This window comes from Acidimicrobiales bacterium (genome assembly GCA_036491125.1).
Lineage (GTDB): Bacteria > Actinomycetota > Acidimicrobiia > Acidimicrobiales > AC-9 > AC-9.
Window position 1 is genome coordinate 1 of sequence record DASXCO010000195.1, and the last position, 22,391, is coordinate 22,391.

20 protein-coding genes are annotated in these 22,391 nt (G+C 69.6%); 19 read left to right on the forward strand and 1 reads right to left on the reverse strand.

Annotation, left to right across the window (positions count from 1 at the left end):
• The first annotated feature begins 255 nt into the window (after positions 1-255).
• Genes VGF64_15605 through hemL form a run of 5 tightly spaced genes read left to right on the forward strand, consistent with a single transcriptional unit; the run spans position 256 to position 5,491 of the window.
• Positions 256-447: a hypothetical protein gene (locus tag VGF64_15605; GenBank protein HEY1636189.1), complete on the forward strand. Its 192-nt coding sequence runs from the start codon at positions 256-258 to the stop codon at positions 445-447.
• Positions 448-1,662 (forward strand): transposase, encoded by a 1,215-nt coding sequence (locus VGF64_15610; GenBank protein HEY1636190.1) that lies wholly within the window; start codon positions 448-450, stop codon positions 1,660-1,662.
• Positions 1,659-3,203 carry a uroporphyrinogen-III C-methyltransferase gene (cobA, locus tag VGF64_15615; protein ID HEY1636191.1) on the forward strand — a complete coding sequence of 515 codons (1,545 nt, stop codon included), beginning with the start codon at positions 1,659-1,661 and terminating at the stop codon, positions 3,201-3,203. The genes VGF64_15610 and cobA overlap by 4 nt, the downstream gene beginning before the upstream one ends.
• A gap of 9 nt (positions 3,204-3,212) precedes the next feature.
• The gene (gene hemB / locus VGF64_15620; GenBank protein ID HEY1636192.1) at positions 3,213-4,196 is read left to right on the forward strand and encodes a porphobilinogen synthase; all 984 of its coding nucleotides are present in this window, start codon (positions 3,213-3,215) and stop codon (positions 4,194-4,196) included.
• Positions 4,196-5,491 (forward strand): glutamate-1-semialdehyde 2,1-aminomutase, encoded by a 1,296-nt coding sequence (gene hemL, locus VGF64_15625; protein HEY1636193.1) that lies wholly within the window; start codon positions 4,196-4,198, stop codon positions 5,489-5,491. Before hemB ends, hemL begins: the two co-directional genes overlap by 1 nt.
• A 5-nt stretch (positions 5,492-5,496) precedes the next feature.
• Here hemL and VGF64_15630 read toward each other — a convergent pair whose 3' ends face one another.
• A complete protein-coding gene (locus tag VGF64_15630; protein HEY1636194.1) occupies positions 5,497-6,747 on the reverse strand; it encodes a geranylgeranyl reductase family protein in 1,251 nt (416 codons plus the stop codon).
• Between the two features lie 136 nt (positions 6,748-6,883).
• Here VGF64_15630 and ndhC point away from each other — a divergent pair, with 136 nt between their 5' ends.
• Genes ndhC through VGF64_15700 form a run of 14 tightly spaced genes read left to right on the forward strand, consistent with a single transcriptional unit; the run spans position 6,884 to position 22,342 of the window.
• Complete coding sequence (ndhC, locus tag VGF64_15635) at positions 6,884-7,333, forward strand: NADH-quinone oxidoreductase subunit A (GenBank protein HEY1636195.1); 450 nt, start codon at positions 6,884-6,886, stop codon at positions 7,331-7,333.
• 2 nt (positions 7,334-7,335) lie between these two features.
• A complete protein-coding gene (locus tag VGF64_15640) occupies positions 7,336-7,881 on the forward strand; it encodes an NADH-quinone oxidoreductase subunit B family protein (protein HEY1636196.1) in 546 nt (181 codons plus the stop codon).
• Positions 7,881-8,330, forward strand: a complete 450-nt coding sequence (locus VGF64_15645) for an NADH-quinone oxidoreductase subunit C (protein HEY1636197.1) — start codon at positions 7,881-7,883, stop codon at positions 8,328-8,330. Before VGF64_15640 ends, VGF64_15645 begins: the two co-directional genes overlap by 1 nt.
• A 7-nt stretch (positions 8,331-8,337) precedes the next feature.
• The gene (locus tag VGF64_15650) at positions 8,338-9,681 is read left to right on the forward strand and encodes an NADH-quinone oxidoreductase subunit D (protein ID HEY1636198.1); all 1,344 of its coding nucleotides are present in this window, start codon (positions 8,338-8,340) and stop codon (positions 9,679-9,681) included.
• Entirely contained in the window at positions 9,681-10,310 is a 630-nt protein-coding gene (locus VGF64_15655; GenBank protein ID HEY1636199.1) for an NAD(P)H-dependent oxidoreductase subunit E, read from the forward strand. Before VGF64_15650 ends, VGF64_15655 begins: the two co-directional genes overlap by 1 nt.
• Positions 10,310-11,614, forward strand: coding sequence for an NADH-quinone oxidoreductase subunit NuoF (gene nuoF, locus VGF64_15660; protein HEY1636200.1), 1,305 nt, complete (start codon positions 10,310-10,312; stop codon positions 11,612-11,614). Before VGF64_15655 ends, nuoF begins: the two co-directional genes overlap by 1 nt.
• The gene (gene nuoG, locus VGF64_15665) at positions 11,607-14,324 is read left to right on the forward strand and encodes an NADH-quinone oxidoreductase subunit NuoG (GenBank protein HEY1636201.1); all 2,718 of its coding nucleotides are present in this window, start codon (positions 11,607-11,609) and stop codon (positions 14,322-14,324) included. The genes nuoF and nuoG overlap by 8 nt, the downstream gene beginning before the upstream one ends.
• A complete protein-coding gene (nuoH, locus tag VGF64_15670) occupies positions 14,324-15,544 on the forward strand; it encodes an NADH-quinone oxidoreductase subunit NuoH (GenBank protein HEY1636202.1) in 1,221 nt (406 codons plus the stop codon). Before nuoG ends, nuoH begins: the two co-directional genes overlap by 1 nt.
• On the forward strand, positions 15,544-16,218 hold the full coding sequence (nuoI, locus tag VGF64_15675) for an NADH-quinone oxidoreductase subunit NuoI (GenBank protein ID HEY1636203.1): 675 nt from the start codon (positions 15,544-15,546) through the stop codon (positions 16,216-16,218). The genes nuoH and nuoI overlap by 1 nt, the downstream gene beginning before the upstream one ends.
• Positions 16,218-16,838, forward strand: a complete 621-nt coding sequence (locus VGF64_15680) for an NADH-quinone oxidoreductase subunit J (protein ID HEY1636204.1) — start codon at positions 16,218-16,220, stop codon at positions 16,836-16,838. The genes nuoI and VGF64_15680 overlap by 1 nt, the downstream gene beginning before the upstream one ends.
• Complete coding sequence (gene nuoK, locus VGF64_15685) at positions 16,835-17,140, forward strand: NADH-quinone oxidoreductase subunit NuoK (GenBank protein HEY1636205.1); 306 nt, start codon at positions 16,835-16,837, stop codon at positions 17,138-17,140. Before VGF64_15680 ends, nuoK begins: the two co-directional genes overlap by 4 nt.
• An 8-nt stretch (positions 17,141-17,148) precedes the next feature.
• Positions 17,149-19,032 carry an NADH-quinone oxidoreductase subunit L gene (nuoL, locus tag VGF64_15690; GenBank protein HEY1636206.1) on the forward strand — a complete coding sequence of 628 codons (1,884 nt, stop codon included), beginning with the start codon at positions 17,149-17,151 and terminating at the stop codon, positions 19,030-19,032.
• On the forward strand, positions 19,029-20,660 hold the full coding sequence (locus VGF64_15695) for an NADH-quinone oxidoreductase subunit M (protein ID HEY1636207.1): 1,632 nt from the start codon (positions 19,029-19,031) through the stop codon (positions 20,658-20,660). Before nuoL ends, VGF64_15695 begins: the two co-directional genes overlap by 4 nt.
• Entirely contained in the window at positions 20,660-22,342 is a 1,683-nt protein-coding gene (locus tag VGF64_15700) for an NADH-quinone oxidoreductase subunit N (protein HEY1636208.1), read from the forward strand. The genes VGF64_15695 and VGF64_15700 overlap by 1 nt, the downstream gene beginning before the upstream one ends.
• Positions 22,343-22,391 lie beyond the last annotated feature (49 nt).

A 22,391-nucleotide genomic window follows, 5' to 3' on the forward strand; every position in this document is an offset into this window, starting at 1 on the left:
TCGACGGGAGACTGATGCTGCGCCAGACCGCCACCGGGTCCGAACCCGGGGCGCTGGGCCGGAGCCTGGCCCGCCACCTGCTCGACGATTGCGGCGGGCGGGCCGTCCTCGACGACCTCGCCGGGGTGGGCGGGTCGTGACGGAACGAGTCCGCATGCACCCGACCTCAGTCGTGGGTCGAGGTCTTTTCTGGTGCTGCGGCGTAGCCGCCGATGGTTCTCGGTAGGTGTCACAGCCGGCTGGGAGACTGTGCTGGTGGCGTACCGTTGGTCGAACAAGACCATGAACTCGGCGAAGCACCACATTGTCAGGTGCCGGAAGTACCGCCGCCGGGTGCTGGCTGGCCGAGTCGAGGCCCGCCTGAAGGAGATAATCGTGTCCACGGTGGGTGGCGCACCGCTCGAAGTTGTCCGCCGCCATGCAAAGAACCAGAGGCTGGCGGCGTAGATGGCGCATCGCTACCGGCTTCACCCGAACGCATCCCAGGAGGAGATGCTGGTCCGGCACTGTGGGGATGCCCGCACGGTTTGGAACGTGGCCCTCGAGCAGGAGAACTTCGGGCGTGAGCGTCGGGACGGGAGGTGGCGAACCAAGCCGGGACTGGCGGGTCGGCCCGGCGCGACGGCCCGCCAACGTCAGCTGGCCGAGGCCCGCCAGTGCTTCGGGTGGCTGGCGGAGGGGTCCTCGAGCGTGCAGCAGCAGGCGTTGCGGGACTTCGATCAGGCTTTGCGGAACTGGTCCGGGGGCACCCACGGTCGCCCGTGTTGGCGTAAGAGAGGCGTCAACGAGGGTTTCTGTGTGCGCGATGTGCACGTGGAACGACTGAACCGGCGGTGGGCGACGATCGCGGTGCCCAAGTGCAGCCCGGTCCGTTTCCGCCTGTCTCGGCCGCTGCCCCCAGGCCATGGGATGGCCCGGATCACCCTCGATCGGACGGGCCGCTGGCACGTCAGCTTCTCCGCCTGCCAACCGACCCTCGTTCGGGAACCAACGGGTAGGAAGGTCGGTCTCGACGCCGGCGTGGTTGCCACCCTCAGCACCTCCGATGGCGAGCACCTGCACGTGCCAAGCCTGCGGCCCGGTGAGACCCAACGGCTCCGCCGCCTCCAGCGCAAGCTCGCCCGCCAGCAGCGTGGCTCGCAACGACGCCAGCGAACCAAGCGGGCTATCACCCGGTTGAGAGCCCGGGAGGCCGACCGACGGCGAGATTTCGTCGAGCAGACCACGACTGCGGTGGTGCGCGGCTTCGATCTCATTGCCATCGAGGACCTGGCCGTCAAGAACATGGTTCGTTCCGCCAAGGGCACCATCGAGCAGCCCGGAACTAACGTCGCCCGGAAGCGAGGACTGAATCGGGCGATCTCGGCCCAGTGCTGGGCGATGATTCGTCGCCGCTTGGAGGACAAGGCCGCCACCTGCGACGTGAAGGTGGTGCCGGTCGACCCCAAGCACACATCGCAGCGGTGCGCCGCCTGTGGGCATCTCTGCCCCGGAAACCGTGAGAGCCAAGCGGTGTTCCGGTGCAATGCCTGCGGTCATGACGCCAACGCCGATGTGAACGCAGCCAGAAACATTCTTGCCGCCGGGCTGGCGGTCACAGCGCGTGGAGGAACATCCCACCAGGGACCCAGCGAAACGCGAACCCGACCGGTCGCCGCATGAGCGCCCGGGAATCTCACGACTTCAGTCGTGGGAGGGACGTCAACGTGTACCTCGTGGGTGCCGGACCCGGCGATCCCGGTCTGATCACCATAAAGGGTGCCGAGGTGCTGGGCCGAGCCGACGTGGTCGTCCACGATCGGTTGGCCGAGCGGTCGCTCCTCGACCTCGCCCCCGCCGGGGCGGAGCGGATCGACGTGGGTAAGAGCCCCGGCGATCCCGTCCACCAGGACGAGATCAACGGTCTGCTCGTGGCGCACGGCCGCGCCGGACGCCGCGTGGTGCGGCTCAAGGGGGGCGACCCGTTCGTCTTCGGCCGGGGCGGTGAGGAGGCGGAGGCCCTGGCGGCAGCGGGCGTTGACTTCGAAGTGGTCCCCGGTGTGACCGCCGCGGTGGCCGTTCCCGCCTACGCGGGTGTCCCGGTGACCCATCGTGGGCTCTCGACCTCCTTCACGGTGGTGACCGGCCACAGTCGCCAGGCCCTCGACGCCGAGGTCGACTGGGACGCCCTGGCCCGAGTGGGCGGGACCATCGTCGTGTTGATGGGTGTCGCCCACCGGGACGAGATCGTCCGGCGGCTCATCGCCGCCGGCCGCCCGCCTACCACGCCAGTGGCCGCGGTCGGTTGGGGCACGCGACCGAGCCAGCGCACCGTGCGCACGACGCTCGCCGGTCTGCCCGCCGCCGATCTGGAACCGCCCGTCACCATGGTGATCGGTCCGGTCGCCCGGCTGGACCTGGCCTGGTTCGAGCGCCGGCCCCTCTTCGGGTGGACGGTCGTCGTGACGCGGGCCCGATCCCAGGCTTCCACCCTCGTCGATCGCCTGCGTTCGGTGGGCGCCGGGACCGTCGAGCTGCCGGTCATCTCGGTGACGACGGCGGCCGACGGAGGGGCGTCGCTGGGATCCGCCGCCGAGCGGCTCGACCGCTACGAGTGGGTGGTCTTCACCTCGGCCAATGCCGTGGAGGCCCTGATGGGCCTCGTGCGCGACGCCAGGGCCTTCGGGTCGGCGCGCGTCGCCGCCATCGGCACCGGTACGGCGGAGGCGCTCGGCCGGTGGCGCCTGGTCGCCGATCTCGTGCCCGAGCGCTTCGTCGCCGAAGGGCTCCTGGATGTCTTCCCCGACCGGCCCCCCGCCGACGCTGCTTCTTCGGCCTCGGGGGCGGGGGGGCGGGTGCTCCTGCCCCGGGCGGCCGAGGCTCGCGACGTGCTCCCCAAGGGGCTGCGGGCCAAGGGCTGGCAGGTCGACGTGGTCGAGGCGTACCGCACCGAGCGGATGCGGCCCTCGGGGGAAGCCCTGGCTGCGGTGCGCTCGGCCCAGGTCGTCACGTTCACGTCGTCGTCGACGGTGAGGGGATTCCTCGAGGTCGTGGACCGCGGCGACGTGCCCCCTGTGGTCGCCTGCATCGGGCCGGTTACCGCGGACACGGCGAGGTCGCTTGGACTGCAGGTGGACGTCGTCGCCGCCACGCACACCGTCGAGGGGCTGGTCGACGCGCTGGCAAAGGCCCGCCGTGCAACTGGCGGCAAAGGCCCGCCCTAGGCTGAGGACGTGAGCTTTCCCGCCCGCCGACTGCGCCGGCTCCGGCGCCTGCCGACGCTGCGGCGCATGGTCGCGGAGACCCGGGTGTCGGTCGATGACCTGGTGGCGCCGCTGTTCGTCCGCCAGGGCATCGACGAGCCCCAGCCGGTGGCGTCGCTGCCCGGCGTCGTCCAGCACACCACCGCCTCACTGGTGAAAGAGGCCCGCCGACTGAGCTCCTTCGGGGTGCCCGCCATCGTGCTGTTCGGCCTGCCGGCGGCCAAGGACCCCATCGGCTCCGAGGCATGGAACCCCGATGGCGTCACCCAGGTGGCCCTGCGGGAGCTTCGCCACGAGCTGGGCGACGCCATGGTGCTCGTGGCCGACCTCTGCCTCGACGAGTACACCGACCATGGCCACTGCGGGGTGCTGACGGCGTCGGGGACGGTGGACAACGACGCCACGCTCGAGCTCTACGGGCGGGTGGCGGTGGCCCAGGCCGATGCCGGTGCGGACGTGGTGGCACCGAGCGGGATGATGGACGGCCAGGTGGGCGCCATCCGCGCCGCGCTGGACCACAGCGGCCGGCCCGAGCTCGCCGTCCTGGCCTACGCGGCCAAGTACGCATCGGCGCTGTACGGGCCCTTCCGCGACGCCGTCGACGTGGCCATCGCCGACGGCGGGGACCGCCGGGATTACCAGCAGGACCCGCCCAACCGACGCGAAGCGCTGGCCGAGGTGGCCCTCGACATCGCCGAGGGCGCCGACATGGTCATGGTCAAGCCTGCCCTGGCCTACCTCGACGTGATCGCCGCCGTGCGGGCGAAGTTCGACGTCCCCGTTGCGGCGTACCACGTCAGCGGCGAGTACGCCATGGTCAAGGCGGCGAGCGAGCGGGGCTGGATCGACGGCGCGGCGGTGGCCCTCGAGCACGTTGGCGCCATCAAGCGGGCCGGGGCCGACCTCATCCTCACCTATTTCGCATCCGAGCTGGCCGAGACGCTCGGAAGTTGATGCTCGAGGCGCGCGCCCAGGCCCCGACCAACGTCGAGCTGTACGAGCGAGCGTGCCGGGTGCTGCCGGGTGGGGTCGACTCGCCCGTGCGCGCGTTCAAGGCCGTCGGAGGCGTGCCGTACTTCGTCGACCGGGCCGACGGCGCCTATGTATGGGACGTCGAGGGCCGGCGCTACGTCGACTACGTCCAGTCGTACGGCGCATCCATCCTTGGCCACGCCCACCCCGCCATCGTCGACGCCGTCCAGCGGGCGGCCGGTCGGGGCACCTCGTACGGCGCCCCCACCGAAGGCGAGGTGCTCATGGCCGAGGTCATCCGCGACCGGGTGCCCGGCTGTGAGCTGGTCCGGCTCACCTCGAGCGGGACCGAGGCGACCATGAGCGCGCTGCGGGTGGCGCGAGGCGCCACGGGACGGTCGCGGGTGGTCAAGTTCGCCGGCTGCTATCACGGACACAGCGACAGCCTCCTGGCCGGCGGGGGCAGCGGGGTGGCGACCCTCGGACTCCCCGACTCCGCCGGGGTGCCGCCGGGGGCGGTCGCCGACACCATCGTCGTCCCCTACAACCAGGTGCCGGCGATCGGATCGGACGTGGCCTGTGTCATCGTCGAGCCCGTCGCCGCCAACATGGGCCTGGTTCCGCCGGCGCCGGGATTCCTCGAGGGGCTGCGCAAGGCGTGCGACGACGCCGGGGCGGTCCTGATCTTCGACGAGGTCATCACCGGCTTTCGGGTGGCCAGCGGGGGCGTGACCGAGACGAGCGGCGTGGTCCCCGATCTGTGGTGCTTCGGAAAGGTGATCGGCGGCGGGCTGCCAGTGGGGGCGTTCGGGGGCCGACGCCCGATCATGGAGCAGCTCGCCCCCCTCGGCCCCGTGTACCAGGCCGGCACGCTGGCCGGGAACCCGCTGGCGACCACGGCCGGCCTGGCCGCCCTCGAGCTGCTGACGCCGGCCGCCTACGACGCCCTCTCCGAGCGGGTCGCTCGCTTCGCCGCAGCCCTCGCTCGAGCCCTCGAGGAGGCTGGCGTCGCAGCGCAGGTTCCGGTTGTGGGACCGCTCATGGGGCTGTTCTTCGGCGCCGAGCCGGTGACCGATTACGAGGGGGCGCAGGCGTCGGCTGCGGGTGGACAGTACGCCGCCTTCTTCCACGCCATGCTGACGCGGGGGGTGACCTTGGCTCCTGGGCCCTACGAGGCCATCTTCCCCAGCCTCGCCCACACCGAGGCGGACCTGGCCCGCACGGTGGAGGCTGCAGCGGAGGCCGCAGCCGAGCTGGCCGGCGCTTCGCGTCCTTGAGGGAGCTATGCCCTACGGGCGAGCGCCGCCACCGCCCGATAGGCGGCCTCGGCGGGACCCAGCTCGTCGGGGCGCAGCAGGTTGGCCATGATGCGCAGCACCCACTCCATGAGGGTGCGGCTGTGCATGCCCGTGCCCACCAGCGCCCGCATCAGCTGGGGTCGCCCGATGATCTGCACGAAAGCCTGCGCCACCCGGTAGTAGAGCCCGTAGCGGTGCTCGAGGGCCGACTCGTAACTGCCGAGGGCGCCGCCATCGCCGGTGGCGAGGGCCTGGCCGACAGCGGCGGCGGCGAGCCGCCCCGTCTCGTAGGCGTAGGCGATGCCCTCACCGTTGAACGGGTTGATCGCTCCCGCCGCGTCCCCCACGACCAGGTAGCCGGGGCCCGAACGGGGACCGACGGAGAGGCCCATCGGCAGCCGTCCACCGGTGGGGGCCCCGCAGGACGTCGCCCGTGAGAGCTCCCAGGAGCGGGGAGCGGTGTCGACGAAGGCCGCCAGGAGCTCGGTGGTGTTCACGCCCGCCCAGCGGTCGGAGGTGGAGAGCAGCCCGACCCCCACGTTCACCCGTCCGTCGCCCAGCGGGAAGATCCAGCCGTATCCGGGCAGGACCTGACCCTCCCGATCGTGCACGTCGAGGTGGGATTCGATCCAGGGCTCGTCGTGGCGGGGTGAGCGGTAGTAGCCGCGGAGCGCCATGCCGAGAGCGAGGGCGCGATCCCGGCTCGCGCCCAGCGCCCGCCCGAACCGGGAGTTGGCGCCGTCCGACACGACGACGTAGCGGGCCCTGATCTCGTCGGCGGCGCCACCGTCGCTGCCGGCCACGACGGCGCCCCGGACGCGGCCGTCTTCGAGCACCGGCGCCGTGGCCACCGTTGACTGCCGGAGATCAGCGCCGACCTTCTGGGCTCGCTCGGCCACGACCTGGTCGAGGTCGCGCCGGGTCACCACGTAGCCGTGCGTCGGGAGGTCGGGGTGATCGGGCCACCCCAGCTCCAGCTCCCGGCCGAAGGCGACGGCCCTGAGGCCGTCATAGCGATGGAAGCTGGCCAGCTCCTCGGCCAGGCCCATGTCCTCGAGCTGGCGTACGGAGCGGGGGGTGAGGCCATCTCCGCACGTCTTCTCCCTCGGGAAGCGCTTGCGCTCGAGCAGCACCACGTCGTAACCGGCATCGGCCAGCCAATAGGCGCACGCCGAGCCCGAGGGACCAGCTCCCACCACCAGGACGTCGTGGGCATGATCGACTGAGGTGCTCATCAGGACGACTCTACGACGGCCGACCGCAGGGGCGCCGCCGGGGGGCGGCGCCGATCTGACCGCCTTCGAGGGGCCGTGGTACAAAGGCGCCGAGGTCCGACGATATGGCCCTCGCCACCAGGGGGGCGACCCACCGATGGATAACTACCTGCCGATCGTCTGCATGTTCGTCCTGTCGATACTCTTCGCCGCGCTCTCGTTCGCCGCGTCCTCTCTGCTGGGGCCCAAGCGGCCGACCAGCGCCAAGTCGACCCCCTACGAGTGCGGCATCGTGCCCGAGAATGAGCCGGCGGAGCGGTTCCCGGTGCGGTTCTACCTCGTCGCCATGGTCTTCATCGTCATCGACATCGAGATCATCTTCCTGTACCCCTGGGCGGTCATCTTCCGCCAGCTGAGCACCTTCGGTCTGGTCGAGATGGTCCTCTTCGCCGTCGCCGTGCTGTTGTCGTTCATCTACCTCATCAGCAACGGCGCCCTCGACTGGGGCCCGGTCAAGCGCCTCCGACCCCTGCCGGGGACGACGACGGAGCGGACCACGGACACCACGGTCCGTCGCATCGGCCAGGACACCGGCGAGGCGGCCTGACCATGGGGCTCGAGAGCCTCAACCACAACTTTCTGACCGGCAACCTCGAGAACCTCGTGAAGTGGGCTCGGCGCAACAGCGTGTGGCCGGCCACCTTCGGGCTCGCCTGCTGCGCCATAGAGATGATGTCCGCTGGGGCGGCCGACTACGACCTCGCCCGCTTCGGCATGGAGGTCTTCCGGGCGTCGCCCCGTCAGGCTGACCTCATGATCGTCGCCGGCCGGGTGTCGCAGAAGATGGCTCCCGTGCTGCGCCAGGTCTACGACCAGATGCCCGAGCCCAAATGGGTGATCTCGATGGGCGTGTGCGCCTCGACCGGCGGGATGTTCAACAACTACGCCATCGTCCAGGGCGTCGACCAGGTGGTCCCGGTAGACGTGTACACGCCTGGGTGCCCGCCCACGCCCGAGACGTTGCTGCACTCGATTCTCACGCTGCACGAGCAGATCCGCACCGGTGACATCACCCGCCGCCGGCAGGCCACGGGTGCCGGCGCCGAGCTTCAGGTCGGGCAGCCAGTCCCGGTCCACGTGGGGACGCCCCGCTGATGGCGGTGATGACAGGAGAGGTGATCCACCCGTCGCGAGACGAGTACCACCAGGTCGTCGCCGGGCTCAAGGACGAGGGCTTCGAGATGTGCGTGGACGTGTGCGGCGTCGACTACCTCGCCCACCCGGGCCGCGGCCTCCCGCCCGAGGTTCGTCCAGAGCGCTTCGAGGTCGTGGTGAACCTGGTCTCCATGGAGCACCGTCGGCGCGTCCGCGTCCGGGTGCAGGTGCCGGAGTCCGATCCCACGATCCCCTCGCTGTTCGATCTCTATCCCGGCGTCGAGGCCTCCGAGCGCGAGACGTTCGACATGTTCGGGATCCACTTCGCTGATCATCCCGACATGACGCGGATCCTCATGCCCGAGGACTGGGAAGGGCATCCGCTTCGCAAGGACTACTCGGTCGGGCGGGTGCCGGTGCAGTTCAAGGAAGCCCCCGGAGAGCGTTGAGGCGACGATGAGCCACACCGACGACGAGAGCCGCCTGGTCGCCGAGACCTCCGAGGGGACCCAGGAGATGTTCTCGCGCGAGGGAACGACCGCAGTCGAGCGACGCATCGAGGAAGGCGGCATCGTGCGTCCGCCCGGCGGGGCGACGGCCCTCGATGCCGGCGACATCGACATCGAGGTCGGCGAAGACGAGACGATGATCATCAACATGGGTCCCCAGCACCCGTCGACCCACGGCGTGCTCAGGATCATGATGGAGCTCGACGGCGAGACGGTGCTTCGGGCCAAGCCGATCATCGGCTACCTCCACACCGGCATGGAGAAGACCGGCGAGGACCTCACCTACATCCAGGGCGCCACCAACGTGACGCGTATGGACTACCTCTCGCCGCTCCACAACGAGCTGGTCTTCTCAATGGCGACCGAAGCCCTACTGGGCGTCGAGATACCGGAGCGGGCGACGTGGATCCGGATGCTGATGGTCGAGCTCAACCGCGTCTCGTCGCACCTCCTCTGGATGGCCACCAACGGCATGGACCTCGCGGCCACGTCGATGATGATCTACGGCTTCCGCGAGCGCGAGGTGGTGCTCGACTTCCTCGAGAAGGTCACCGGCCTCCGCATGAACCACAACTACATCCGCCCCGGCGGTGTGGCCGCAGATCTCCCCGATGGGTGGCAGGACGATGTCGAGGCGATCTGCCAGGCCATCCCGCCCCGACTGGCCGAGTACGACGATCTGTTCACGGGCCAGCCGATCTTCCGTGAGCGCACCGAAGGCGTGGGACGCATCAGCGCCGAGGCGGCGATCGCCTCTTCGGCCACCGGCCCCATCCTCCGGTCGACCGGCGTGCCCTGGGACCTGCGGAGGACGATGCCGTACCTGTTCTACGACCAGGTCGACTTCGACGTCGTGGTGGGGACCTACGGCGACAGCTTCGACCGCTACGCGGTGCGGCTGAACGAGATCCGCGAGTCGCTCCGCATCATCCGCCAGGTCGCCGACCGCATCCCCGAGGGGGACTACCGCACGCTGGACAAGAAGGTCACCCCACCTCCCCGAGCCCGCATCGACGAGTCGATGGAAGCCCTGATCCACCACTTCAAGATCTTCACCGAGGGCTTCAAGGTGCCCGAGGGCGAGGTGTACGTCGCCATCGAGTCGCCCCGCGGCGAGCTCGGCTGCTACCTCGTCTCCGACGGCTCCCCCAAGCCCTACCGGCTGCACATACGGGCGCCGTCGTTCAGCAACCTCCAGAGCATGGCGAACATGGTCCACGGCGGTCTGGTCGCCGACGCCGTCGCCATCATCTCCTCCATCGACCCCATCCTGGGGGAGGTCGATCGCTGATGGCCCGACTCAGTGCCGAGACCATGGCTCAGGCCCGGGAGCTGATGTCGCTGTACCCCGACTCACGCTCTGCCCTGGTGCCCATCTGCCATCTGGCCCAGGCGGAGGAGGGCTGGCTCAGCCCCGAGGCCATGGAGGAGATCGCCGAGCTCATGGGTCTCGCGCCGGCCGAGGTGCTGGGCACGGCGAGCTTCTACGAGATGCTGCGCACCGAGCCGGTGGGTCGCTACATGGTGTCGGTGTGCACCAACATCGCCTGCCTCTTGAACGGCGCCTACGAGCTCGTCGAGCACGCCGAGGAGCGGCTCGGCATCAGCGTCGGCGCGACCACGCCGGACAGCATGTTCAGCCTGGAGGAGGCGGAGTGCATCGCCGACTGCGACCGGGCGCCGTGCCTCCAGGTGAACCACCGGTTCTTCGGGTCGGTGAGCGACGAGCGCTTCGACAACCTGGTCGAGGACCTCGCCTCGGGCCGGCTCGAGCACGATGTGCCACCCCACGGCGTGCTGTGCCGGGTTCGCCGCCAGGGCGGGCTCGCCGTGCCGGCCGAGCAGGTGCGGGCGGAGCGGGCCGAAGCCGACCGGGCCCGGGAGGAACGAGCCGCCGCCGCCCAGGCCGAGAAGTCCTGATGGCGCTCACCGATGTGGCGCCGATCGTCACCGCCCGCCTGCGCCATCCCGACTCGCACACCCTCGAGCGCTACCTGGCCACCGGTGGGTACGCCGGGCTCCGCCGGGCCCTGCGCATGGAGCCGGAGCAGGTCGCCGAGGAGGTCAACGCGGCCAGCCTGCTCGGTCGCGGGGGCGCCGGCTTCCCCGCCGGGCGCAAGTGGTCGATGCTCCGGAAGGCGCCCGTTCGCTACCTGGTGGTCAACGGCGACGAGAGCGAGCCGGCGACCTTCAAGGACCACCTGCTCATCGAGCGCGATCCCCACGGGATCATCGAAGGCACCCTCATCGCCGCCTACGCCAACCAGGTCGCCCAGGCCTTCATCTACGTGCGGGGCGAGTTCGCCCTCGGGCTCGAGCGGATGCAGACAGCGCTCAACGAGGCCTATGAGAACGGTGCCGTGGGCCGGGACATCTTCGGATCCGGCTTCTCCGTCGACATCGTCGTGCATCCGGGCGCCGGGGCCTACATCTGCGGCGAGGAGACCGCCCTGCTCGAGAGCCTCGAGGGCAAGCGAGGCTTCCCCCGCATCAAGCCTCCGTACTTCCCGGCGGCCATCGGGCTCTACGGGGAGCCCACGATCGTCAACAACACCGAGACGATGGCGAACCTCCCCTGGATCATCCAGCACGGCGGGCACGCCTTCGCCGCCCTGGGCGAGGGCAGCTCCACCGGCACGAGGCTCTTCGCCTTGTCGGGCCACGTCCGCCGGCCCGGGAACTACGAGCTCGAGATGGCCAAGACCACGTTCCGCGATCTCATCTTCGCCCCCGTGCTGGGCGGCGGCATTCGTGGCGGCCGCCAGCTCAAGGCGTTCATCCCCGGCGGCGCCTCGGCTCCGTGGTTCGGTCCCGACAAGGTCGACCTGCCCCTCGATCAGGACGCAGTGGGCAAGGCCGGCTCCATGCTGGGGTCGGGCTCGGTGATCGTGATGGACGATCAGACCTGCGTCGTGCGGGCTGCTTGGCGCATCGTGCGCTTCTTCTACCGGGAGTCCTGCGGCCAGTGCACACCCTGTCGCGAGGGGTCGGGCTGGGTGGAGAAGGTCGTGCGCCGCATCGAGGAGGGCTCGGGCCGCGAGGAGGACCTGGATCTTCTCCTGGACATGTGCGACAACATCTCCCCCGGTTTGTCATGGCCGCCCCAGCAGACAACGATCTGCGTGCTGGGGCCCTCGATTCCCTCGTCGATCGTGTGGGCCATCCGGATGTTTCGCGACGAGTTCCTCGTGCACATCAAAGAAGGCGCCTGCCCGTATGGCTGACACCTCCACCGACGCCCTCTCGATCGTCGTCGACGGCCGCCAAGTCGAGGCGAGCCGGGGCGAGATGGTGATCGCCGCGGCAGAGAGGGCCGGCACCTACATCCCGAGATTCTGCTACCACCCCAGGATGAGGTCGGTCGGCATGTGCCGCATGTGCCTGGTGGAGATCAGGGGGCCGCGCGGGTACTCCCTCCAGCCGGCGTGCTTCGTCGCCGTGGCGGACGGCCAGGAGATCCGGACCACCTCCGACAAGGTCAAGAAGGCCCAGGACGGGGTGCTCGAGTTCCTGCTCATCAACCACCCCCTGGACTGCCCCGTGTGCGACAAGGGGGGCGAGTGCCCCCTCCAGGACCAGACCCTCACCTACGGTCCCGGGGAGAGTCGCTTCGTCGAGGAGAAGCGGCATTTCGCAAAGCCGATCCCCATCAGCAGCCTGGTGGACCTGGATCGCGAGCGCTGCATCCAGTGCGACCGCTGCACGCGCTTCGCGACCGAGGTCGCCGGCGAGCCCCTGATCAACTTCATCGGCCGCGGCGACCACATCCAGGTCAACACCTACCCGGACCACCCCTTCGCCTCCTACTTCAGCGGCAACACTGTCCAGATCTGCCCGGTGGGCGCCCTCACCGCCGCCCCGTACCGGTTCAAGGCCCGGCCGTGGGACCTCGAGCAGGTCGAGAGCACGTGCACATCCTGCGCCGTGGGCTGCCGGGTCGTGGTGCAGTCGTCGTCCAACCGCCTCACCCGCTACCTGGGGGTCGACTCAGATCCGGTCAACCAGAGCTGGCTGTGCGACAAGGGGCGCTTCGACTTCGAGGCCGTCAACAGCGAAGACCGTCTCACCCACCCGCTGGTCCGCAAGGGCGACGAGCTGGCCGAGGTCTCCTGGGACGAGGCCCTGGCGGCGGCGGCCGAGGGCCTGGCCGGGGCCAAGGAACGCGGGGGTCCGCAGTCGATCGGTGTCATCGGCGGTGCTCGACTGCCGAACGAGGACGCCTACACCTGGGCCAAGCTGGCCAAGGCGGTCATCGGCACCGATTCGGTCGACGCCCAACTCGGCGACGGCCTGCCCGCCGAGGTAGTGCTCGGACTGCCGAGGGCGACGATCGATCAGGCCTGCTCGGCCGACGCCCTCGTGCTGCTCGCGCCCGACGTGCGCGAGGAGCTGCCGGTGCTCCATCTGCGCCTGCGCGAGGCCGCCGTCGAGCGGGGGGTGCCGGTGATCGAGCTCACCGCGCTGCCCACGGGCATGACGCGCTACGCGACCGTCTCGCTCACTTACCGACCGGGCGAGGTGGCGGCGCTGGCCCGCGCTCTCGTGGCCCCCGAGTCGACTGACGACAGCGAGCTGGAGGCCGCTCGAGGCGTCATTCGTGGCGCCTCCGGTGCCGACGGCTCGGGGATCGTGGTGGTCCTCGGTCGCCCGTCGGTGGCCGAGTCCGACGACATGGTGGACGAGGCCGCGGCCGCCATGTTCGGGGCGTGGCCCGAGGCCCGCTTCCTGACGGCCTTGCGACGGGCGAACGTCCACGGCGCCCTCGACATGGGCCTCGCACCCGGCATCCTGCCGGGCCGGGTCGGCCTGGACGAGGGCCGGGCGTGGTACACGGCGGCGTGGGGGACCGTGCCCGAGGAGCGGGGGCTCGACACCGCCGGCATGCTGTCGGCCGCGGTCGAACAGCGGGTGGAGGCGATGGTCCTCCTCGGCGCCGATCCGCTCCGGGACTTTCCCGATCGCCAGCTCGCCGAGCGGGGGATGGCCGCCGCCAGGTTCGTGGTCGCCGTCGACGCCTTTCTCAACGAGTCGTCGGGGCAGGCCGACGTCGTCCTCCCCGCCGCCGTCTACGCCGAGCGCCCCGGCACCACGACCAACCTCGAGGGACGCATCAGCCGCCTGGGCCAGAAGCTCGTGGGGCCGGGCGTGACCCGCCCCGACTGGATGATCGCCGCCGAGCTGGCGGCCCGCCTCGGTGGCGACCTGGGCACCGACACCCTTGAGGCCATCTGGGACGAGATCGAGCGCGTGGCGCCGTCCCACGTCGGCATCACCCGTCACCTGATCGGCGAGCGTCGCGCCGCCGACGGGATCGTGGCCCCGATCCCGAGCGTGCCCGTCCGGCTCGAGGTTGGCACCGGGCATCCGGGGGGCGCTCCCCCGGTCCACTCCGGTGCCAACGACACGGGAGCCGGCTCGACCCAGCCGGTGCCGGGTCCGATCGACCCAATGGCCACCCCGGGCATCGGCGGCATCGAGAGTCAGGGCATACCCAACATCGCCGGGGCGCCCCGGACTACCGACGCTCCCGACGGCACAGACGACGCCCACACGGCAATGGAGCGACCGCCGCTGCTGCGCTTCACCCCGGCCAAGCCGCGCTCGGTGCCGCCGCCGGACGGGTACGCGCTGCGCCTCGTGACCCGGCGCCGACTCTACGACCAGGGGACGCTGGTCCAGTCCTGTCCCTCCCTCGCCGACCTGGCCCCCGCCCCCGCCCTCCGGGCCAACCCGTACGACCTCGACCGCCTCGGTGTGCAGACCGGCGGTCGGGTTCGCGTCCGCACCGGTCGGACTCTCGAGATGGGGGTCCTCGCCGACTCGGACGTGCCTCGCGGCGTCGCCGTGGTCGACCTCGACCTGGCCGAGGAGGGGGCCGAGGACCTCGTCGACAGCGGCCGAGCGGTCACCGACGTGCGCCTGGAGACGATCTGATGGGTGACCCGCTCTTCTCGCACGGCATCGACCCCTGGGTCTTTCTCTTCGTGGCCGTCAAGGTCATCGTCGCCTTCGTCGCGCTGCTGGTGTCGGTGCTGCTCATGATCTGGTTCGAGCGGAAGGTCATCGGCGACATGCAGAGCCGGATCGGCCCCAACCGGGCCGGACCATGGGGGATCCTGCAGAGCCTGGCCGACGGGGTCAAGCTGTTCTTCAAGGAGGCATTGCGCCCCGAGGGCTCCGATCGTTGGGTCTTCTTCCTCGCTCCCTACCTCGCCGTGGCGCCGGCCTTCCTGATCTTCACCATCGTCCCGATCGGCGGGGTGGTGACGGTCTTCGGGCACACGACCGAGCTCCAGGTCGCCGATCCGCAGATCGGGATCCTGTTCCTCCTCGCAATGTCGTCGGTGGCCGTATACAGCCTGATGCTCGCCGGCTGGGCGTCGGGCTCGAAGTACCCCCTCCTCGGATCGGTGCGGGCCACCGCCCAGATGGTCTCCTACGAGGCGGCCATGGGGCTGTCGACGGCGGCGGCCGTCCTCATCACGGGCTCACTGTCCACCCGCGACATCGTCGAGTCCCAGAACGGCAGCCTCTACGGCTTCCTGCCCAACTGGAACGTGCTCCGGCTCGGCGTGGTGCCCTTCGCCATCTTCTTCATCGCGGTCACGGCCGAGGTGAACAGGCCGCCGTTCGACCTGGCGGAGGGCGAGCAGGAGCTCGTCGGGGGGTTCCACACCGAGTACTCCTCGGTGCGCTTCGCCCTCTTCTTCCTGGCCGAATACATGAACCTGATCACGATGTCGGCGATCATGGTGACCCTGTTCTTCGGTGGTCCGGACGGCCCTGCGCCCCACGTCGTTCGCTGGCTGTGGCCGATCCTGTGGTTCCTCGGCAAGACGATCATCTTCCTCTACGTCTACGTCTGGATCAGAGCCAGCCTCCCGCGCCTGCGCTACGACCAGCTCATGGACCTGGGGTGGAAACGGCTCATCCCCCTGTCCCTGTTCTGGCTCCTCGTGGTGGCAGGCATGCTCATCGACTCGCGGTGGGGCTTCGCCGTCTTCGGAGGGGGGCTCTTGTTCGGCCTCATGCTCTGGCAGGCCCTGCGGGTGTCGCGCCCGCCCGAGTGGGCCGGGCCCGAGGGGGTCGATCCTGCCCCACCGGTGTTGGAACCCGGGGGGCGACCTGGGCCGGGCGGGAGGTTGACAACCTGATGGGCTTCTTCGACGGTTTCCGGGTCACCATCCGCCAGGTCTTCGAGCCGCGCGTGACCCATCGATATCCCGACGAGAAGCGCTCGAAGCCGCCGCGCTTCCACGGTCGCCACGTGCTGGGCCGGTACGAGGACGGCATGGAGAAGTGCATCGGCTGCGAGCTGTGCGCCGGCGTGTGCCCGGCGAGGTGCATCTACGTCCGGGGAGCCGACAACCCGCCCGACGCCCCGGTGGCGCCGGGCGAGCGGTTCGGCTTCGTGTACGAGATCAACTACCTGCGCTGCATCCACTGCGACCTGTGCGTGGAGGCGTGCCCGACCGAGGCCATCACCGAGAGCAAGCTCTTCGAGTTCTCCTTCGTCGACCGCCAGGACGCCATCTACACCAAGGACGAGCTCGTCGTCGACGACGAGGGGCATCCCCGCCAGCAGCCGTGGGAGGACTGGCGCCCCGGTGACGACGCCCATACATCGGGGTGGATGCGGGCGACCTCGCCGAACGGCGACGCCGCCTTCGAGGGTCGGGTCCAGTGGTCGGGCGAGCTCGGCTACGGGGTCCGGCACCCCGAGGCGGGCCAGGTCGGAGACCGGGACGACGAGGCCACGGGCAACATCTCCATCCGGGAGGTCGACGCCGCCGACATCCCCCGCCGTTACGGCGGCAGGTACCGCTAATGCCGCTCGTCTCGCTGGTGCCGTTGGCGCACGTGCCGATCCTGGCCGTCACCGTCACCGACGCGACCGTGTTCGCGGTGTCGGCCGCGGTCATCGTGGCCGGGGCCGTCGGTGTCATCGCCGCCCGCAACCCGGTTCACTCCGCCCTGATGCTGGTCATGACCCTGTTCGGCATCGCCGTCCTGTTCGTGGAGCAGTCGGCCGACTTCCTCGCCGTCGTGCAGGTGATCGTGTACGCCGGCGCCATCGTGGTGCTCTTCCTCTTCGTGATCATGCTGCTCGGCGTGGACCGGCTGGAAGCGCTGCAGCGGGACCCGCTTCCGGCTCAGCGGCCGCTCGCCCTGATCATCGGGGCGGCGGGGTTGTCTCTGCTGCTCTTCCTGGCCGGGATCCACTGGGTGACGGGTGCCCACTCGCTGGCCGGTCCCTCCGCCGGACCAGGGTCCAACGTCGAGAAGCTGGCCCGGTCGCTCTTCACCACCTACCTGCTCCCCTTCGAGGTCACCTCTGTCCTGCTGGTGATCGCCGTGGTCGGCGCCGTGGTCCTCTCCCGCCGGCCCTCGAAGGAGGCCGAGCCGCCCGAGCCGCCCGAGGACAGGCGGGTGGGAGGAAGAAAATGAGCCTTGGGGGTCCGTACTACCTGACGCTGGCGGCCGTGCTGTTCACCATCGGCGGCGTCGGGCTGCTCCTGCGCCGCAACGTGCTGGTCATGTTCATGTGCGTGGAGCTCATGCTCAACGCCGTCAACCTCAGCTTCGTCACGTTCTCCCGCATGCTCAACGACATCGGCGGCCAGTCGCTTGTCTTCTTCGTGCTGGTGGTGGCGGCGGCGGAGGTGGTCGTGGGGCTGGGCATCATCGTCGCCATCTTCCGCCGCCGAAAGGGCGCCACGGCGGATGACCTCCACATCCTGAAGGGCTGACGCCGAGCGTGCTGCATTACTCCTACATCATTCCTCTGCTGCCCCTGTCCGGTGCGGTGATCCTGGCCTTCTTCGGCCGGCGTATCGGCAACCCACTGGCCGGCTGGCTGGGGACGCTGCTGGTGACGGCCTCCTTCGTGGTGGCCGTCTTCGTCTTCGTCGACCTGCTCGACCGAGCCAGCGGCAACCGCGCTTTCGACCAGACGATCTTCACCTGGATCCCGGTGGGTGGCCTCCAGATCAAGGCGGCGCTGCTCGTCGACCCCTTGTCGATCACGATGGTGCTCTTCGTGACCGCGGTGAGCGCGCTGATCCACCTCTACTCGATCGGCTACATGCGCCGCGATCCCCAGTTCTCGAAGTTCTTCGTCTACCTCAACCTGTTCGTGTTCTCCATGCTCATCCTGGTCATGGCGGACAACTTCGTGCTCACCTTCCTTGGCTGGGAGGGGGTGGGGGCGTGCTCGTACTGGCTGGTGGCCTTCTGGTTCGACCGGGACGTCGCCGCCAGCGCGGGCAAGAAGGCCTTCATCGTCAACCGGATCGGCGACTTCGGCTTCCTCATCGCCATGTTCCTGATCTTCTCGACCGTGGGCACCCTCAGCTACAGCGGCGTGTTCGGGGCCGTGAACAGCATCGGCCCGACCACCGTCACCGCCATCACCCTGCTGCTGTTCCTCGGGGCGGTGGGCAAGTCGGCCCAGATCCCGCTGTTCATCTGGCTTCCCGACGCCATGGAGGGCCCGACGCCCGTGTCGGCGCTCATCCACGCCGCCACCATGGTCACCGCCGGCGTGTACCTGATGGCCAGGGTCAGCCCCCTCCTCAGCCACACCTCGTCGTCGCTCAACGTCGTGGCGATCGTCGGGCTCCTCACCGCCTTCGTGGCCGCCACCACGGCGTGCGCCCAGGGCGACATCAAACGGGCCCTCGCCTACTCCACCATCTCCCAGCTCGGCTACATGTTCCTGGCCGTGGGGTCGGGCGCCTACGTGGCCGCCATCTTCCTGATGGTGACCCACGCGTTCTACAAGGCCCTCCTCTTCCTCGGAGCGGGCTCGGTCATCCACGGCAGGCACGACGAACAGGACATGGCCCGCTTCGGGGGCCTGCGAAAATGGATGCCGGTCACGGCCGGGACCTTCATCGTCGCCTGGTTGTCCATCGCGGGCGTACCGCCCTTCTCGGGCTTCTGGTCCAAGAGCGACGTCCTCACGAACGCCTTCGCCCGCAGTCCAGCGCTGTATGCCGGCGGCCTGCTCACCGCCCTGCTGACCGCCTACTACATGGGCCGGGTGGTGTTCCTCACCTTCTACGGCCCTGAGCGCTGGCGCACGTCGGGACCGGATGAGACCCTTCCGCACGAGTCACCGCCGGTGATGGTCCTGCCGCTGGTGGTGCTGGCCGTGCTGTCGTTCGCCGGCGGCATCATCAACCTGCCCATCGACAGCTACGACTTCCTCAGCCGGTGGCTCAGTCCCGTCTTCGGCCCTGCGCTGCGGGTGCTCACCTACAGCGGGTCGACCCAGCGCGCCTTCCTGACCGTCGACGCCGTGGTGGGCGTCGTTGGCGCCGTGCTCGCCGCCGGGATCTGGATACGAGCCTGGCAGCGGCCCCGACTCACACCGGTCTTCTTGCAGAGGGCGTGGTGGGTCGACTGGGCCTACGACACCTTCATCTCCCGCCCCTCGACGGCGTTGGCCACCTTCTCGGCCACTGTGCTCGACAACGAGGTGATTGACGGCGTCGTCAACGGCACGGCGACGCTCGTACGTGACAGCGGCGCCCGATTGCGTCGGCTGCAGACGGGCTACGTCCGCAACTACGCCCTCGCCATCGCCACGGGCGCCGCCCTGGTGCTCGCCTATTTGGCCAGCCGGGTGGGCTCGTGAGCGGGGTCGCGGGCGCGGCGGCGCCGGTGCTCGCTGCCGCCCACCCCGGGCCTGGCTTCCCGCTGTTGACCACGCTCGTGCTGATCCCGGCGGGAGGAGCGGTCGTCGTCGCCGCCCTGCCTCGGGCGCGCCAACGGCTCATCGAGGTCCTGGGCGTTGCCTTCTCGGTGGCCGTGTTGGGCTTCGCCGTGTTCATCGCCGTGCGCTTCCGGGTGGGCGACGGAGGCTTCCAGATGGTCTCCCAGCACAGCTGGATCACCCAGTTCGGGATCTCGTGGAAGCTCGGCATCGATGGGATATCGCTGTTCCTCGTGCTGATGTGCGGGGTGCTGTTCCCCGTCGCCCTGCTGGGTGGGCGGGTGCGGAGCAACCCCAAGGGCTTCGTGGCCTCGATGCTGCTGCTCGAGTGCGCGTGCCTCGGGAGCTTCCTTGCCCTGGACCTCTTCCTCTTCTTCCTCTTCTTCGAGCTCACGCTCGTGCCGATGTACTTCATCATCGGCGGCTGGGGTCACGAACGGCGGGGCAACGCGGCGTTGAAGTTCTTCCTCTACACCTTCCTCGGATCGGCGGTCATGCTCGTCGGCCTGCTGACCGTCGTGTACCTCCACCAGCGCAGCACGGGACACCTGACCTTCGATCTCGTGACCTTGTCGGCCACCCAGCCGTTCTCGTCCACCGTGGGCATCGTCCTGTTCCTGTCCTTCATGGCCGCCTTCGCCGTCAAGGCGCCGATCTTCCCTCTGCACACCTGGTCGCCTCCCGCGTACACCGAGGCCCCGGCTGCGGGCTCGGTGATCCTCGCGGCTGTGATGGCCAAGATCGGCAGCTACGGCATCATCCGGTTCGACTTCGAGCTGTTCCCGAAGGCCGCGGCGCAGCTGGCCCCGACCCTCTTGACCCTCGCTGCCATCGGCATCCTCTACGGGGCGGTGGTGGCGGCCGCCCAGCGCGACCTCAAGCGGATGGTGGCGTACTCGTCGCTCACCAACCTGGGCTTCATCGTCCTCGGCACCTTCGCTATCACCACCCAGGGCGTCTCGGGCGGGGTGATCCAGATGCTCAACCACGGCCTGTTCACCGCCGCCCTGTTCCTGCTCATCGGGTTCATCTACGAGCGACGAAAAAGTTGGCAGACGACCGACCTGGGAGGTCTGCAGCGGGTCGCGCCCGTCATGGCCGGGGTGTTCACGGTGGCGATGATGGCCTCGATCGGGCTGCCCGGCCTGAACGGCTTCGTCGGTGAGTTCCTCATCCTCATCGGCACCTTCCTCAGCCACCGCTGGTGGGCCGTGGCCGCGACAATCGGTGTGATCTTCGCCGCCATCTACCTGCTGTGGGCGTTCCAGCGGGTGTTCCATGGCCGGACGACGGGGCCCAACCTCCACATCCCCGATCTGTCCTGGCGAGAGCGCGCCGTCGTGGCCCCGCTGATCCTTGCCATCGTGTTCCTCGGCGTCTATCCGAGGCCGGTGCTGGATCGCATCACGCCTTCGGTCAATCGCCTCATCAGCCACGTGGAGCAAGGCAGCACCTACCGCCAGCCGGCCGTCGCCAACGGATCGTCCGGGACATCGGCCTCCGCCTCGGTCTCGGGCTCGGGCTCGGGCTCGGGCTCGGGAGGACGGTGATGGGAGCCAGCCCGTTCCTCGCCCAGCTCCACCAGGACCTGCCGCCGCTCCAGCTTCCCCGCATCGACTACTCGGCCATCATGCCCGAGCTGCTCCTGATCGGTCTGGCTCTCGTGCTCATGACCGGGGCGGCGCTGACGCGCCGCCGGCTGCCCCGAGGGACGTACGCCATCTTCACAGTTGCCGCCGGCGGCGCGTCCATGGCCTACGCCTACCTGTTGTGGAACCACGTCGCCCGGGGTGGCTACACGGCCATCGCCGGGTCCGTCGCCGTGGACGGGTTCAGCGTCTTCTTCATCATGCTGATCGGCGCCGCGCTCATCGTGTCCGCCCTGTCGGCCGACTCGTACCTGCGTCGGGAGCGGCTCGACGGGCCCGAGTTCTACGTGCTCGCCATGCTGTCGGCGTCGGGGGCCATGTTCATGGCCGCCGCCAACGACCTGATCGTGCTGTTCCTCGGGCTGGAGATCATGTCCATCGCTCTGTACGTGCTGGCCGGCTACCACGCCCGGCGCCGGGAGTCGGGGGAGGCGGCGATCAAGTACTTCGTGCTCGGGGCGTTCTCCTCGGCCATCTTCCTCTACGGCGTCGCCCTCACCTACGGCGCCACCGGATCGACCAACCTGGGCCAGGTCGGGAAGTTCCTGGCCCAGAACGTCACCGTGTCCAACGGCCTGCTGCTGGCCGGGATGGCCCTGCTGCTCGTGGGGCTGGGGTTCAAGGTGGCGGCCGTCCCCTTCCACTTCTGGACTCCCGACGTCTACCAGGGTTCGCCGACCCCGGTGACCGGGTTCATGGCCGCGGTGGCCAAAGCGGCCGGGTTCGCCGGGCTTCTGCGCCTCTTCTTCTCGACCTTCTCGGTCCTGCGGCTGGACTGGAAGCCCCTGATCTGGGCCCTCGCCCTACTCACCCTCCTCCTCGGGGCGGTGGTCGCCATCGTCCAGCGAGACGTCAAGCGGATGCTGGCCTACTCGTCCATCAGCCACGCCGGGTTCGTCCTCGTCGGGCTGGAGGTCGCGACCAGGAACGGGATCGCCGGTGCGCTGTACTACCTCTTCGCCTACGTGTTCATGGTCGTCGGCAGCTTCACCATCGTGGCCCTGGTCGGCGGGCGAGGAGACGGTCGCCACGACCTCGACACGTACCGCGGCCTATCGAGGCGCAACCCGGGCCTCGCCCTCCTGTTGGCGCTGTTCCTGATGGCCCAGGCCGGCATCCCCTTCACCACCGGCTTCCTCGCCAAGTTCTACGTGATCTCCGCCGCGGTCAGCAGCGGCGCCTATCCGCTGGCGCTCATCGCCATGATCGCCGCCGTGATCGCCGCCTTCTTCTACCTGCGGGTCATCGTGCTCATGTACAGCCCGACCGGAGCGGGGGTCGCACCGGCGCCGGCTGGCGCCAGTGCCGGTGGGTACGACACCGGACCCGAGCCCGGTGCCGAGGAGCCGGTGGGCGAGGCCGGCGTGGCCCCCCTTGCGACGGCGCCGGGCGGCGTCGCCGTCGTCGAGCGGACGGCGGAGGCGACGTCGGTGCTCGAGGGCGAGGCCGATGAGGACAGTCCCGTCCACGTGCCCTTGTTGGCCGGCGTGGCGCTGCTCCTGACGGCCGCCTTCACGGTGTTCTTCGGCCTCTACCCGGCCCCGATCATTGACTTCGCCCACCGGGCGACCCTGCTGTTCTAGTGCGACCATCCCGCTCGTTCGATCGCACTGAAACCCGACAGGAACGGCT